This window comes from Pseudomonas sp. 05N434, from assembly GCF_056396965.1.
In genome coordinates this window covers 1-14,433 of sequence record NZ_JBFTMK010000213.1, presented here as the reverse complement: position 1 = coordinate 14,433, position 14,433 = coordinate 1, and the positions used below count along the sequence as shown (strand labels likewise).

The 14,433-nt window shown below is 60.9% G+C and carries 12 protein-coding genes and 2 pseudogenes; 6 read left to right on the top strand and 8 right to left on the bottom strand.

What is annotated here, in order from left to right; all coding sequences use genetic code 11:
• Positions 1-246 (bottom strand): annotated as a pseudogene (locus tag AC1DLB_RS15110) (hypothetical protein); the annotation flags it as partial.
• A 153-nt stretch (positions 247-399) separates the two neighbouring features.
• Between AC1DLB_RS15110 and AC1DLB_RS15105 the strand changes: the two are divergent.
• On the top strand, positions 400-2,298 hold the full coding sequence (locus AC1DLB_RS15105) for an FTR1 family protein (protein WP_477743599.1): 1,899 nt from the start codon (positions 400-402) through the stop codon (positions 2,296-2,298).
• A 106-nt stretch (positions 2,299-2,404) separates the two neighbouring features.
• The gene (locus AC1DLB_RS15100; protein WP_064621049.1) at positions 2,405-2,860 is read left to right on the top strand and encodes a YaiI/YqxD family protein; all 456 of its coding nucleotides are present in this window, start codon (positions 2,405-2,407) and stop codon (positions 2,858-2,860) included.
• A 49-nt stretch (positions 2,861-2,909) separates the two neighbouring features.
• On the opposite strand, the gene elbB is transcribed toward AC1DLB_RS15100, so the two are convergent.
• Complete coding sequence (gene elbB, locus AC1DLB_RS15095) at positions 2,910-3,578, bottom strand: isoprenoid biosynthesis glyoxalase ElbB (protein WP_064621048.1); 669 nt, start codon at positions 3,576-3,578, stop codon at positions 2,910-2,912.
• 114 nt (positions 3,579-3,692) lie between these two features.
• On the opposite strand from elbB, the gene AC1DLB_RS15090 reads away from it, so the two are divergent.
• A complete protein-coding gene (locus AC1DLB_RS15090; protein ID WP_064621047.1) occupies positions 3,693-4,928 on the top strand; it encodes a sterol desaturase family protein in 1,236 nt (411 codons plus the stop codon).
• Here AC1DLB_RS15090 and AC1DLB_RS15085 read toward each other — a convergent pair.
• Positions 4,909-5,541: a DedA family protein gene (locus AC1DLB_RS15085; protein WP_477785209.1), complete on the bottom strand. Its 633-nt coding sequence runs from the start codon at positions 5,539-5,541 to the stop codon at positions 4,909-4,911. The genes AC1DLB_RS15090 and AC1DLB_RS15085 overlap by 20 nt on opposite strands.
• A gap of 208 nt (positions 5,542-5,749) precedes the next feature.
• Between AC1DLB_RS15085 and hemB the strand changes: the two genes are divergently transcribed.
• Positions 5,750-6,790, top strand: coding sequence for a porphobilinogen synthase (gene hemB / locus AC1DLB_RS15080; RefSeq protein WP_477785208.1), 1,041 nt, complete (start codon positions 5,750-5,752; stop codon positions 6,788-6,790).
• Positions 6,705-8,666 (top strand): annotated as a pseudogene (gene ppk1 / locus AC1DLB_RS15075) (polyphosphate kinase 1); the annotation flags it as partial. The gene hemB and the pseudogene ppk1, both read left to right, overlap by 86 nt.
• A 181-nt stretch (positions 8,667-8,847) precedes the next feature.
• Here ppk1 and ppx read toward each other — a convergent pair.
• The 5 genes from ppx to AC1DLB_RS15050 all read right to left on the bottom strand — a co-directional run bounded on the left by ppx (position 8,848) and on the right by AC1DLB_RS15050 (position 13,456).
• The gene (gene ppx / locus AC1DLB_RS15070) at positions 8,848-10,350 is read right to left on the bottom strand and encodes an exopolyphosphatase (RefSeq protein WP_477785207.1); all 1,503 of its coding nucleotides are present in this window, start codon (positions 10,348-10,350) and stop codon (positions 8,848-8,850) included.
• 246 nt (positions 10,351-10,596) lie between these two features.
• Positions 10,597-11,334 (bottom strand): amino acid ABC transporter ATP-binding protein, encoded by a 738-nt coding sequence (locus tag AC1DLB_RS15065; RefSeq protein ID WP_064621044.1) that lies wholly within the window; start codon positions 11,332-11,334, stop codon positions 10,597-10,599.
• A complete protein-coding gene (locus AC1DLB_RS15060) occupies positions 11,321-11,971 on the bottom strand; it encodes an amino acid ABC transporter permease (RefSeq protein ID WP_007899375.1) in 651 nt (216 codons plus the stop codon). The genes AC1DLB_RS15065 and AC1DLB_RS15060 overlap by 14 nt, the downstream gene beginning before the upstream one ends.
• A complete protein-coding gene (locus AC1DLB_RS15055; RefSeq protein ID WP_018927567.1) occupies positions 11,968-12,648 on the bottom strand; it encodes an amino acid ABC transporter permease in 681 nt (226 codons plus the stop codon). Before AC1DLB_RS15055 ends, AC1DLB_RS15060 begins: the two co-directional genes overlap by 4 nt.
• Positions 12,649-12,670: 22 nt before the next feature.
• The gene (locus AC1DLB_RS15050) at positions 12,671-13,456 is read right to left on the bottom strand and encodes a transporter substrate-binding domain-containing protein (RefSeq protein WP_477785206.1); all 786 of its coding nucleotides are present in this window, start codon (positions 13,454-13,456) and stop codon (positions 12,671-12,673) included.
• A gap of 257 nt (positions 13,457-13,713) precedes the next feature.
• Between AC1DLB_RS15050 and AC1DLB_RS15045 the strand changes: the two genes are divergently transcribed.
• Positions 13,714-14,421, top strand: coding sequence for a FadR/GntR family transcriptional regulator (locus AC1DLB_RS15045; RefSeq protein WP_477785205.1), 708 nt, complete (start codon positions 13,714-13,716; stop codon positions 14,419-14,421).
• Positions 14,422-14,433 lie beyond the last annotated feature (12 nt).

Here is a 14,433-nt window from a genome sequence, read left to right as displayed (position 1 = left end):
GGCTTTCTGGCTCTCCGGCAGCGCATTGGCGACACTAAGGATGGCGCCTTTCTCGAAGTAATAGAGCAGATCCTTGTCTTCCCAGGGATTGTGCAGCTCCACTAGGTCCAACGCACCCTGGAGGTTGCCCACCAATAGTTGGTCATTGGTCTGTTGCATCTCCTGATCATAATTTCGGTACGCGGCACAGCCACTCAGTTGTAGGGCGAAACTCAGCAGCAAAGAGAACAACAGGCAGGAGCGCATGGACGATGATTCTTCCCTGATCGGATACCGCGAGGAGATAGCAGTTTGCCGCCCAATGTACACGCCGTTATACGGGAAATACCAACAAAGCTTGAGCGAAACTCATTGGAAGTGAACAATGTGTTACTTCGTATTTCCATTTGAGATTTATTCATGACTGGCTCCTCTCGTTTTCTGGCGTGGCTCGTGCTGCCGATGATCGCGTTCTGCAGCTTCAATGCGCTGGCCGAAACCGCGGAGGGTGCGCCCAAGGCCCTGCATTTGCTCGATTACATTGCMGCCGATTACCCGACGGCGGTCGAGGGAGGCAAGGTTATTGATGAGGCTGAGTATCTCGAACAGCAGACATTCCTGGGGGAGCTGCAAGGGTTGATCGCCGATTTGCCGGCCAAACCCCAGCGTGCCGAACTGGAGCAGGGCGTTAACGGTCTGCGCACCGCGATCGCCGCTCGCAAGGACGGCGCGGACGTCACCCGTCAGGCGCGGCAGCTGGGGGCAAAACTGGCGGTGACCTATGAAGTCAGCCAGGCTCCGGTCATTACCCCGGACCCGACCCGCGCCGCGCCGCTGTATGCCCAGCAATGCTCGGTGTGCCATGGCGATACGGGCATCGGTGACGGCCCGGCAGGTGTCGGCATGACGCCACCGCCGACCAATCTGCGCGATGCCGCGCGACTGGACCGTCTGAGCCTCTACGCGCTTTACAACACGCTGGGTATGGGCGTCGAAGGTACTGACATGCCGGCCTTCGCCGATCAGCTGGATGATCGTCAGCGTTGGGACCTGGCGACCTACATCGCCGGCTTCAGCGCCGATCCGGCCGCGGCAAAATCCGAAAAAACCTACAACATCGCCGACCTGGCGCGTCAGACGCCAGCCGAAGTGCAGGCCGTCGAAGGTCCGCAAGCGGCCGCGACCTTCCGCGCGCAACGAGCGCAACCGCCGCAGGTCAAGCGTGGCCCGGGACAATTGCTTGAATACACGGCGGCCACGCTGGACAAGAGTATCGCCGCCTATCGCGCTGGCGAGCACGATCAGGCCTACGACCTGTCGGTGGCGGCGTACCTGGAAGGCTTCGAACTGGTTGAAAGCTCTCTGGACAACGTCGACGCCAACGTACGCAAAGACACTGAAAAGTCCCTGATGGCTTACCGTCAGTCGTTGCAGGACGGCTTGCCAGTGGCCCAGGTCGAGCAACGTCTGGAAGTGGCCAAGGCCAAGCTGAAAGAATCCGCTGGCCTGCTCGGTAGCGATGGCTTGAGCTGGTCGCTGAGCTACATTTCCGGTCTGTTGATTCTGTTGCGAGAAGGTCTGGAAGCCATTCTGGTGCTCGCGGCGGTCCTCGCGTTCCTGCGCAATACCGGCCAGCAATCGGCGGTGCGCAGCGTCAACATCGGTTGGGGCCTGGCGCTGTTGGCCGGGCTGGCGACCTGGGCGGTGGCGGCGTATGTGATTGACGTCAGCGGGGCCCAGCGTGAGCTGCTGGAGGGGGCCACTGCGCTGTTTGCCAGTGTCATGGTGCTCTGGCTCGGTGTATGGATGCACGACCGTCGCCACGCAGCGGCCTGGCAGGATTACATCAAGAGCAGCCTGGTGAGCGGCGGTGGGCGTTTCGGGTTTGCGATCCTGGCGTTCTTCTCGGTGTATCGCGAACTGTTCGAAGTGATCCTGTTTTACGAAACCTTGTGGTTGCAGGCGGGGCCTGCGGGGCATAACGCCGTAATGGCTGGCGGCGCGACGGCGCTGGTTATGCTGGTCGGTCTGGCCTGGGTGATTCTGCGCGGCTCGGCAAAGCTGCCGCTGGCACTGTTCTTCGGCATCAATGCCGGATTGCTGTGCGCGTTGTCGGTGGTGTTTGCCGGCCATGGCGTGAAGGCGTTGCAGGAAGCCGGGGTCTTCGGCACGCGGCCGGTACCGTTCTTTGACTTCGACTGGTTGGGGATCCACGCTGACGCGTATTCGCTGAGTGCCCAGGCTGTGGCGATCATTGCGATCATCGTGCTGTACAGTCGCAGCCGGATGGCCGAGAAGCGGCAGTTGCCGGCTTCTTAAAAGCATTCGCTGCGCTCATATTCGCGGGCAAGCCCGCTCCCACAGGTTCAGCGCTAACCTTATGGGAGCGGGCTTGCCCGCGATGCTTTTCAATAGAGGAAATCCAATGCGCGTATGGATCGATGCCGACGCCTGCCCTCGGGCAGCCAAGGATCTAGTGGTGAAGTTCGCCCTCAAGCGCCAGTTCGAAGTGGTACTGGTGGCCGGTCAGCCGCAGATCAAGCCGGGCCTTGCGCTGGTGAAACTGATCGTGGTGCCCAGCGGCCCGGATGCCGCCGACGATTACCTGGTGGAACACGCGGTGCCGGGGGAGTTGGTGATTTGCAGCGATGTGCCGCTGGCGGATCGGCTGGTGAAGAACGGCGTTGCGGCGCTGGATCCGCGGGGTAAGGAGTTCGATGCGCAGAACATGGGCGATCGACTCGCGGTGCGTAACCTGTTCACCGACTTGCGCGAGCAGGGGCAGATGAGCGGCGGCCCGGCGCCGTTCGGCGAGCGCGAGAAACAGGCGTTCGCCAATGCGCTGGACCGGATATTGACCCGGTTGTCGCGTAAAGCTTGAGCAAGACGGTAATGATCGTTCCCACGCGGAGTGGGAACAATCGCGAGTGTTACTCGTCGTTTTCGTGGGTCAGTTCCAGTACGCGGTCGACCAATTTGTTGATGCCGGAAGCGGCTTCGCTGATCGATTGCGCGAGCATGTACGCCGGCGTGCTCACCAGCTTGCGCGCCTTGTCTTCGACAATGTCGGTCACTGCGCACTCGGCGTGGGTGGCGCCCATCTTGTTCATCGCGGCGGCGGTATCGGCATCGTTGCCGATGGTGCAGGTCACGCCCGGGCCGTAGATTTTTGCCGCCAGGGCCGGCGAGATGCAGATCAGCCCCACCGGTTTGCCAGCCTCGGCGAACGCTTCGGTCAACGCCAGGACGTCAGGTTGAACGCTGCAGCCGGCGCCTTCGACGGCAAAGTTCGACAGGTTCTTGGCCGCCCCGAAACCGCCGGGAACGATCAGCGCATCGAAGTCTTCGACGTCCGCTTCACGGATATCCTTGATGTTGCCCCGGGCGATTCGCGCCGATTCCACCAGCACGTTGCGCGATTCGGGCATTTCTTCGCCAGTCAGGTGGTTGATCACATGTAACTGCGCGATGTTGGGTGCGAAGCACTGCACCTGGGCACCGCGCTGGTCCAGCCGCAGCAGGGTGATCACGCTTTCGTGGATCTCGGCGCCGTCGTACACGCCACAGCCGGAAAGGATCACTGCAATTTTTTTGCTCATGGGCTTTTCTCCAGATTCATGGCGTTAAATGTCCACTAATTTGTCACTCGTTGCCATAGGGTTAATTCGCGGCTACACCTAATCTCTGCTGAACGATTCCGATCAGGTCGCGTCATGAACTTCATTCTGTATGCGGTGCCGTTTTTCTTTGTGCTGATTGCGGTCGAGTTGTTGGCCGACCGTTGGCGCGGGGTGAGCAATTACCGCGTGGCAGACGCGATCAACAGCCTCAGCACCGGCGTATTGTCGACTACCACGGGCCTGTTGACCAAAGGTGTCGGCCTGGTCACTTATGCCTTCGCCCTGGAACATCTGGCCTTGATCGAGCTGTCGGCCGACAGTGTCTGGGTCTGGGTGTTTGCATTCGTCTTCTACGACTTCTGCTACTACTGGCTGCACCGGATGGGCCATGAGCGCAACATCCTCTGGGCCGCGCATTCGGTGCATCACCAGAGCGAGGACTACAACCTCTCCACGGCCCTGCGCCAGACCAGCACCGGGTTTCTGTTGAGCTGGATTTTCTACCTGCCCCTGGCAGTGCTCGGCGTGCCGCTGCTGGTGTTCGTCAGCGTTGCGGCGTTGAACCTGCTGTACCAGTTCTGGGTGCATACCCGGCATATTCCCAAGCTTGGCTGGTTCGAGTGGTTCTTCGTCACGCCGTCCAATCATCGGGCTCACCATGCACAGAACGCTCTCTACATGGATCGCAACTACGGCGGGGTGTTCATTATTTGGGACCGTCTGTTCGGATCGTTCCAGGAAGAGGACGACAACGAACCGGTGATCTTCGGCGTGACCACGCCGCTGGCGAGCTGGAATCCGGTGTGGGCAAACGTGCAGTTTTACGCGCAGCTGTGGGATGACGCCCGGCGCGCCGAGCGCTGGTGGGACAAGCTGCGGATCTGGTTCATGCGCACCGGTTGGCGGCCGGCGGACGTGGCGGCCAAATACCCGATGAACAAGCCGGACCTGGCTCAGTTCCGCAAATTCGAGGTGCCGCTGGACGGACGTCAGCAGTGGTATGTGGCGCTGCAGTTCTGCGTCTACATCGCCTTGGGCAGTTACTTGATGAACTTGGAGCAGAGCCTGCCGACCGCAGCCCTGGTGTTGGGTTGGGGCGCCGTGGCGTTGGGGTTGTTCGTGTTGGGTGCAGCCCTGGAGAATCGCCCGCAGGCGTTGAAGCTGGAGCTGTTGCGGCTGGTGTCGAACCTGCCGCTGGTATGGCTGGCACCGATGGTCGGGCTATGGCCGGGCAGCGCGGTGGGCTGGGTGGTGCTGCTCAGTTACAGCCTGCTCAGCGGCATCGGTCTCTACTGTTGTAGAAACCGCGTCACTCGATGGGCGTCGTAGGTTCGCTGGACTTGGCCTGTTCGGCTTTCAATGCCTGCTCATCGGCGTAGATCYTTTTCGCCAAGCGGGCATTCTTGAAGCGCCGCCGCAGCCACAGGACAAAGCCCAGGACCAGCAGGGCGCCCAGCACCCACAGCTCGTATTTCTTGACACTGCCCAGCATACCTTCGAGCACCGCGCCGAAGTGATACGCAGCCGCTGCCAGCGCCGCAGCCCAGATGGCCGCGCCAATCCCGTTGAGCAGCAGATAGCGTCCCGGCGGATAGCCCGACAGACCGATTGCCACCGGCATCACGGTGCGCAAACCATAGACAAAGCGGAAGCTCAGCACCCAGATGTCCGGGTGCTTGCGGATATGTTCCAGTGCCCGATCGCCCATCAATTGCCAGCGCGGTTTGCGCGCCAGCAATTTGCGCCCGTGCTTGCGCCCCAGGAAGTACCACAGCTGATCGCCGGCATAACTGCCGAAGAACGCCACGACCACCACCAGGTTGATGTCCATGTACCCACGGAACGCGAGGAAGCCTGCGAGTACCAGAATGGTTTCGCCTTCGAAAAACGTGCCGAGGAACAGGGCAAAGTAGCCGAAGTCATGTAGGAATTGTTGGAGCATTGTCTGGGTGCTGGCGAAATGAACGCGCAGCCTAACCCTTCGTGCACATTCATGAAAGTGTCCAAATGTGTCTCGACGTGAACATTTCCTACAAGGACAATGGAATGCGGCTACCTGTCACAGGGGTGCACACAACTGTCATACGTTGGTCATAATGGCCGCTTATAACTGTCACGCTCGCCCGCCAGCGCGGGCTCAGGAGTCTGCCGTGAGCTTTACCCCCGCCAACCGTTTGTTTCCTGCAACCCGCCTGCGTCGCAACCGTCGTGATGATTTTTCGCGTCGTCTGGTCCGTGAAAACGTACTGACCGTCGATGACCTGATCCTGCCGGTGTTCGTGCTGGACGGTGAAAACCGTCGCGAAGCAGTGGCATCGATGCCGGGCGTCGAACGCCTGACCATCGATCTGTTGCTGGAAGAGGCTGCCAAGTGGGTCGAGCTGGGCATTCCGGCGCTGGCACTGTTCCCGGTGACGCCACCGGAACTCAAGTCACTGGATGCCGCCGAAGCCTGGAACCCCAACGGCATCGCCCAGCGCGCTACCCGCGCTCTGCGTGCGCAGTTCCCGGAGCTGGGTGTGATCACCGACGTCGCCCTGGACCCGTTCACCACTCATGGGCAAGACGGCATCCTCGACGAAGAAGGCTACGTGCAGAACGACATTACCGTCGACGCACTGGTTAAGCAGGCTTTGTCCCACGCCGAAGCCGGCGCTCAAGTGGTGGCTCCGTCAGACATGATGGACGGCCGCATTCAGGCGATCCGCGAAGCGCTGGAGCTGGCGGGGCACGTTAATGTGCGGATCATGGCCTACTCGGCCAAGTACGCCAGTGCCTACTACGGCCCGTTCCGCGATGCGGTGGGTTCGGCGTTGAACCTGGGCAAGGCCAACAAGGCCTCCTATCAGATGGACCCGGCCAACAGCAACGAAGCCCTGCACGAAGTGGCGGCCGACTTGTCAGAAGGCGCAGACATGGTCATGGTCAAGCCAGGCATGCCGTATCTGGATATTCTTTATCGRGTCAAGGAAGCGTTCAAAGTGCCGACCTTTGTGTATCAGGTCAGCGGCGAATACGCCATGCACATGGCGGCGATCCAGAATGGCTGGTTGAGCGAAGGGGTTATCCTCGAATCCCTGACCGCTTTTAAACGTGCAGGCGCTGATTCTGCTGATCTTCTCCAGCAACCTGGACGAGTTCTTCGAGATTCGTGTGGCCGGCCTGAAGAAGCAGATCACCTTCGCCCGTGAACAGGCTGGCGCCGATGGCCTGCAACCGCATCAGGCCCTGGCTCGCATCAGCGAATTGGTGCACGGTCACGTCGACCGCCAATACGCGATTCTCAACGACATTCTGTTGCCGGAACTGGAAAAACATCAGGTCCGCTTCATCCGTCGTCGTTACTGGACTACCAAGCTCAAGACTTGGGTCCGCCGTTATTTCCGCGACGAGATCGCGCCGATCATCACCCCGATCGGTCTCGACCCGACGCACCCGTTCCCGTTGCTGGTGAACAAGAGCCTGAACTTCATCGTCGAGCTCGAAGGCATCGACGCCTTCGGTCGCGATTCCGGCCTGGCGATCATCCCGGCGCCGCGTCTGCTGCCGCGGATCATCAAGGTGCCGGAAGAAGTCGGCGGCCCGGGTGACAACTATGTATTCCTGTCGTCGATGATCCACGCGCACGCCGACGACCTGTTCCAGGGCATGAAGGTCAAGGGCTGCTACCAGTTCCGCCTGACCCGGAACGCCGACCTCGCGGTCGATACCGAAGACGTGGAAGACCTGGCCCGCGCCCTGCGCGGCGAGTTGTTCTCCCGTCGCTATGGTGATGCGGTGCGGCTGGAAGTGGCCGACACCTGCCCGAAACACCTGTCCGATTACCTGCTCAAGCAGTTCAACCTGCAGGAGACCGAGCTGTATCAGGTCAATGGTCCGGTCAACCTGACCCGGCTGTTCAGCATCACCGGCCTGGACAGTCATCCGGAGCTGCAATACACGCCGTTCACCCCGCAGATCCCGAAACTGCTGCAGAACAGCGAGAACATTTTCAGCGTGATCAGCAAGCAGGACATCTTGCTTCTGCACCCGTTCGAGTCCTTCACCCCGGTGGTCGACTTGCTGCGTCAGGCGGCCAAGGATCCACACGTGTTGGCGGTTCGCCAGACGTTGTATCGCAGCGGCGCCAACTCGGAGATCGTCGATGCGCTGGTGGATGCGGCGCGGAACGGCAAGGAAGTGACGGCGGTGATCGAATTGCGCGCGCGGTTCGATGAAGAATCCAACCTGCAGCTGRCCAGCCGTCTGCAGGCGGCCGGCGCCGTGGTGATTTACGGCGTGGTCGGCTTCAAGACCCACGCCAAGATGATGCTGATTCTGCGTCGCGAAGCCGGCGAGATTGTTCGCTACGCTCACTTGGGTACCGGCAACTACCACGCGGCCAACGCCCGTCTGTACACCGACTACAGCCTGCTGACCTCCGACGATGCCTTGTGCGAAGACGTCGGCAAACTGTTCAGCCAGTTGATCGGCATGGGCAAAACCCTGCGCATGAAAAAACTGCTGCACGCGCCGTTCACGTTGAAGAAGGGCATGCTCGACATGATTGCCCGGGAGACGCAATTCGCCCTCGACGGCAAACCGGCGCACATCATCGCCAAGTTCAACTCGCTGACCGATCCAAAGGTCATCCGCGCGTTGTACAAGGCCAGCCAGTCCGGGGTACGCATCGATCTGGTGGTGCGCGGCATGTGCTGCCTGCGACCGGGCATCGCCGGGGTATCGCACAACATCCACGTACGTTCGATCATCGGTCGTTTCCTGGAGCACACCCGGGTCTTCTACTTCCTCAATGGCGGTGAAGAGCAGATGTTCCTGTCCAGTGCCGACTGGATGGAACGCAACCTCGACAAGCGCGTCGAGACTTGCTTCCCGGTCGAGGGCAAGAAGCTGATTTTGCGGGTCAAGAAAGAGCTGGAGCTTTATCTTACCGACAACACCCACAGCTGGAGCCTGCAGTCGGACGGTCGCTACGTCCGTAATACACCGACCGGCAACCAGAACCCGCGCAGCGCCCAGGCCACCTTGCTGGAGCGTTTGGGCAGCCCGATTCTGGCGGTGCGTTAACGCAAACCTTGGGCGATAAAAAATGGCGATCCATGTGGATCGCCATTTTCATTTCCACCACCGTCCCTTGTAGGAGCTGGCTTGCCAGCGAATGGCTTTCAAGTCATGCATCCATTTCAAGGACGCCTTCGCCAGCAAGCCGGCTCCTACAGGACCGTGTTCGGCGACCATTTTCGGTTTTTTAGCGAACGTTCAGCATGAAGCTGACGCGGGTCAGCCATTCGGCTTCCAGGGCGAAGTCGGCCTGGGTCAACTGGTTGTCATCCAGCCAATGTTCCGGGAATAACACATCCAGGCTGTCGCCGTTGGCGTGCAGCACGACCTGTGGCATTTCCTGGGTGCCACGGATGTGGTGGAACAGAATCGCGAAGCGCAGCAGCACGCACAGGCGAATCAGCTTGATGCCGTCGTCGCCAAAATCGGCAAACCTGTCCTTGGGAATATTGCGACGGTGGCCACGCACCAGTAGCGCGAGCATCAGTTGGTCTTCGCGGGAGAATCCGGCCAGGTCCGAGTGCTCGATCAGATAGGCGCCGTGTTTGTGGTACTGATAGTGCGCGATGTCCAGGCCCACTTCGTGGACCTTGGCCGCCCAGCTCAGCAGTTCGCGCCAGACACCGTCGTCCAGGTCCCAGTCCGCGGCCACTTGATCGAAGGCATGCAGCGCCTTGCGTTCGACCCGCGCGGCTTGCTCCAGGTCGACGTGGTAGCGCTCCATCAGCGAGCTGAGCGTGCGCTCACGGACATCTTCGTGATGATGACGGCCCAGCAGGTCATAGAGCACGCCTTCGCGCAGGGCGCCTTCACAGTGGTCCATGCGTTGCAGTTCGAGGGCATCGAAGATCGCTTCGAGAATCGCCAGCCCGGCGGGAAAGATCGCCCGGCGGTCGGGCTTGATGCCTTCGAAGTCGATTTTCTCGACATCACCGAGCTTGATCAGCTTGCGCTTGAGCCAGGCCAAGCCTTCGGCGTTCACCTCGCCAGTGCCATGTCCGCCGGCCTTCAGTGCCAGGCCAATGGCGCGAATGGTGCCCGAGGAGCCGATGGCTTCATCCCAGGTCAGGCGGTGCAGGGCGTGTTCGATGCTCATGATCTCCAGCCGCGCCGCGGTGTACGCCTGGGCGTAGCGGGCCGGGGTGATCTTGCCGTCCTTGAAATAGCGTTGGGTATAGCTGACGCAACCCATTTGCAGGCTTTCGCGCAGCAGCGGTTCGAAGCGCTGGCCAATGATGAATTCGGTACTGCCGCCGCCGATGTCGGCCACCAGGCGTTTGCCCGGGGTGTCGGCGAGGGTGTGGGAGACGCCGAGGTAAATCAGGCGCGCTTCTTCAYGGCCGGAGATGACTTCTACCGGATGGCCGAGGATTTCTTCGGCCCGATGGATGAATTCACCGCGGTTACGGGCTTCGCGCAGGGCGTTGGTGCCGACGATCCGCACGGTACCGGGCGGCATACCGCTGATCAGTTGGGCGAAGCGCTTCAGGCAATCGAGCCCGCGTTGCATTGATTCTTCGCTGAGTTGACGCTCTTCGTCGATGCCGGCGGCCAGCTGAACCTTCTCCCCGAGACGCTCGAGAATCCGGATTTCGCCGTTCTGGGCCTTGGCCACGACCATGTGAAAGCTGTTGGAGCCCAGGTCGATTGCGGCGATCAGGGACAGATTCTTGACTTGGGATAGCGGCATGGTCAGGGGGTCTCGGTCGATAACCTCGACATCCTGCCACGATCAAACGCTCGCGCCAACGCGTACGGTTTAATGCCTTGATCCAGCGCACGGACGACGTGGGTTCCTGTGGCGAGGGAGCTTGCTCCCGCTGGGCAGCGCAGCGGCCCCAAAACCATTCAACGCAGTGCTTCAGGAAAAGCCGGTCGGCAGGTTTTACGACTGCTGCGCAGCCGAGCGGGAGCAAGCCCCCTCGCCACAGGGGTGTCAGCCCGCCGCCTCCACGGTCCCAATGAAGTTCGCCAGCTCCGCCGTCTGCGGATTGGCAAACAACACCTTCGGATCTCCCACCTCATGCACCTTGCCCTGGTGCATGAACACCAATTTGTCGCCCACCTCCCGGGCAAAACGCATCTCATGGGTGACCATGATCAATGTCATACCTTCCCTGGCCAGTTGCCGGACCACGCTCAACACTTCATTGACCAGTTCCGGGTCCAAGGCCGAGGTGATTTCGTCGCACAGCAAGACTTTCGGCGACATGGCCAGCGCCCGGGCGATCGCCACCCGCTGTTGCTGGCCGCCAGAGAGTCGATCCGGGAAGGCGTCGAATTTCTCGCCCAGCCCGACCCGTTCCAGCATCTGTCGCGCCAGCTCGGTGGCTTTGGCTTTCGGCACTTTCTGCACCACTTGTGGCGCAAGCATGACGTTTTCGCCGACGGTCAGGTGCGGGAACAGGTTGAACTGCTGGAACACCATCCCGACTTTCTGCCGCAGGCTGCGCAGGTCGGCGCGGGCGGCGTCGAGGTATTCGCCGTCGACTTCGATCACACCGTCATTGATCGATTCCAGACCATTGAGGGTGCGCAGCAAGGTGGACTTGCCCGAGCCGCTGCGACCGATGATCGCCACCACCTGGCCTTCCTCGACACTCAGGTCAATGCCTTTGAGCACATGATGGTCGCCGTAATATTTATGCAGGGCGGAAATTCTAAGCAGAGGCATGCAGTCTCCTTTCCAGGTAGCGCGCACTGAGGGACAAGGGGTAGCAGAGCAGGAAGTAACCGAGGGCGACGAGGCCGTAGACCATAAAGGGTTCGAAGGTCGCGTTGGCGAGCATGCCGCCGGTCTTGGTCAGTTCGGTGAAGCCGATGATCGAGGTGACGGCGGTGCCCTTGACCACTTGCACCGAGAAGCCCACGGTCGGCGCCACGGCGATGCGCAGCGCTTGTGGCAGGATCACGTAACGCAATTGCTCCAGCGGGTTGAGCGCCAGGCTCGATGAGGCTTCCCACTGGCCATTGGGGATCGAGTCGACGCAACCGCGCCAGATCTCCGCCAGGTAGGCGCTGGTGAACAGTGTCAAGGCAATCGCCGCCGCCATCCACGGTGAAATTTCCACACCGGCCAAGGCCACACCGAAGAACACCAGAAACAGCTGCATCAACAGCGGCGTGCCCTGGAACAATTCGATGTAGGTGCGGGCGAAGTGGCTGGGCAGGGATTTCTTAGAAATCCGCATCACCATGATCAGCAAACCGATCAGCCCGCCACCGATAAACGCCACCAGCGACAATGCCAGCGTCCATTGCAGGCCCGTGAGCAGGTTGCGCAGGATGTCCCAGAAGGTGAAATCGCTCATTGGCTGCTCCTTGCGCTGCTCTTGGATATGTAGCGGCGGCCGATCCAGTTCAGCAGCTGGCGGATCAGCAGCGCCATGCACAGGTAGAGCAGCGTGGTCAGGGCGTAGGTTTCAAAGGCGCGAAAGTTGCGCGACTGAATGAAGTTGGCGGCGAAACTCAGCTCTTCGGTGGCGATCTGCGAACAGACCGCCGAGCCGAGCATGACGATGATGATCTGGCTGCTCAGGGCCGGCCAGACCTTGCCCAGTGCCGGCAGCAGAACCACGTGGCGGAAGGCTTCGAAACGCGACATTGCCAGGGCGGCTGCGGCTTCCAGTTGCCCGCGGGGGATCGCTTGAATGCCGGCGCGGATGATCTCGGTCGAATAGGCGCCCAGGTTGATCACCATCGCCAGCACCGCCGCCTGCCATTCGGAAATCTGCAGGCCCAGCGACGGCAAACCGAAGAAGATGAAAAACAACTGCACCAGAAAGGGTGTGTTGCGGATCAACTCGACGTAGACCCCGAAAATGCCGGCGAACGGGCGGATGTTCCACGCCCGCACCAGTGCGCCGATGATGCCCAGAGCGACCCCGAACACTGCGCCAACGGCCGTCAGCTCAAGGGTGAACAACGCACCGCGCAGCAGCAGGTCGGTGTTTTCCACCACCGGCAAGAAATCGAACTGATAAGCCATAAGTCGTCTCCCGAGCGAACGATCAGAGATCGGCCGGCAGCGGTTCTTTCAACCAGGTTTGCGAGTTCTTTTCCAGCGCACCGTCAGCCTTGGCGGTGGTGAGGATCTGATTGACCTTGTCCAGCAACGCCGGCTCGTTCTTGTTCACACCGACGTACACCGGCGAGTCCTTGAGCTTCACTTTCAGGGCCGGTACGCGTTTCGGGCTTTTCTCGCTGATGGCCACCATCACCACGTTGCCGCTGGCGATCAGGTCGACTTGCCCGGCAAGGTAGGCGGCGATGGTCGAGTTGTTGTCTTCGAAGCGTTTGATGGTCACGCCTTCGGGGGCGACTTTGGTCAGCTCAATGTCTTCGATGGCGCCACGGGTGACGCTGATGGTTTTGCCCTTGAGATCGTCCAAACCCTTGATGGCGGCGTCTGGCGGACCGAACACGGCGAGGTAGAACGGCGCGTAGGCACGGGAGAAATCGATGACTTTCTCTCGTTCAGGGTTCTTGCCGAGGCTGGAAATCACCAGGTCGACCTTGCCGGTGGTCAGGAACGGGATGCGGTTGGTGCTGTTGACCGGGGTCAGTTCGAGTTTGACCTTGAGTTGGTCGGCCAGCAGTTTGGCGGTGTCGATGTCGAGGCCGCGCGGTTTCATGTCCGGGCCGACCGAGCCGAACGGCGGGAAGTCCTGGGGCACGGCGACTTTGRGGGTGCCGCGTTTGACCACATCCTCCAGACCGTCGGCGTGGGCAGGTGCCTGGCTCAGCATCAGGCTGGCAAACAGGGCGGCGAGGAGGGCGCTGTAACGCTGGGTCATGGCAAATCTCCGGATCGGCGGGAAGTGATTTCTGCGGATCGACAGAGCACGGGCCATGCCAAGATTCGGTTTCAGGGGTTGCAGGCSACGGTTTTGCTGGTGTTTCTCGGTCTTACTGGTCTGAACAGTTAGGTGGCATTTCGCACCTTGATGGCGCAATCGTGAAAACTCCCGAACCCCCATGGGGCACGACTTGCCGGACGTCGCGAATAGCTTTACAACTAGCCGCTCATTGGCCTGGTTCGTCTGAAGAAACCATGAATTCGATCTCCCGTGCAGTACCTGAAGTGGCGCTGCAAGCCATCCGCAAACTGATCACCGAGCAAGGTTTCGGGCCGGGTGATGCCTTGCCCTCGCAACGGGACCTGGCGGTGCAATTGGGGGTCAGCCGGGCGTCGTTGCGCGAGGCGTTGTCGTCCCTGAGTGCGCTGGGCGTGATCAGCATCCAGCCGGGCAAGGGCGTGTTCGTGCAGTCACCGGTCGATCTGCCCCGGGGCGAGGCGGTGCCGGGCTGGCCATTCGCGGCCCAGGCATCGCCGCTGGACATCTTCCAGTTGCGCTATGCGCTGGAGGGTTTTGCCTCGGGTTTGGCGGCCGTGACCCTGAGCACCGAGGATCTCGATGCCCTGGAAGACAACGTCGCCGCCATGCGCAACGAACTGCGTGCCGCCAACTTCGATGCAGCGGCGCGACTGGACTTCGAGTTTCACCGGCGCATCCTCCTGGCCAGCGGCAATCAGGCGATGCTGAGCATCCTGACAGCCAGCGCCGACATCTTTCTGGAGAGCCAGAAGCTACCGTTCATCCGGGCCGRACGGGCCATGGAAACCTGGCAGGAACACCGTAAAATCCTCCGTGCACTGGCGCGCCGATCGTCCGGCGCCGCACAGAAGGCCATGCAGGAGCATGTGCGCAACGCCGCCCTGCGCACCGGGATTGCCTTCGTCGCTCCCGCCACCTCGTGACTTGAGCTATAC

What these genes read in the sequence shown, in the direction of transcription:
- AC1DLB_RS15090 (WP_064621047.1), top strand. Translation starts at nt 3,693, where the DNA reads ATGAACTTCATTCTGTATGCGGTGCCGTTTTTCTTTGTGCTGATTGCG.
- AC1DLB_RS15065 (WP_064621044.1), bottom strand. Translation starts at nt 11,334, where the DNA reads ATGCCTCTGCTTAGAATTTCCGCCCTGCATAAATATTACGGCGACCAT.
- AC1DLB_RS15055 (WP_018927567.1), bottom strand. Translation starts at nt 12,648, where the DNA reads ATGGCTTATCAGTTCGATTTCTTGCCGGTGGTGGAAAACACCGACCTG.
- AC1DLB_RS15060 (WP_007899375.1), bottom strand. Translation starts at nt 11,971, where the DNA reads ATGAGCGATTTCACCTTCTGGGACATCCTGCGCAACCTGCTCACGGGC.
- elbB (WP_064621048.1), bottom strand. Translation starts at nt 3,578, where the DNA reads ATGAGCAAAAAAATTGCAGTGATCCTTTCCGGCTGTGGCGTGTACGAC.
- AC1DLB_RS15100 (WP_064621049.1), top strand. Translation starts at nt 2,405, where the DNA reads ATGCGCGTATGGATCGATGCCGACGCCTGCCCTCGGGCAGCCAAGGAT.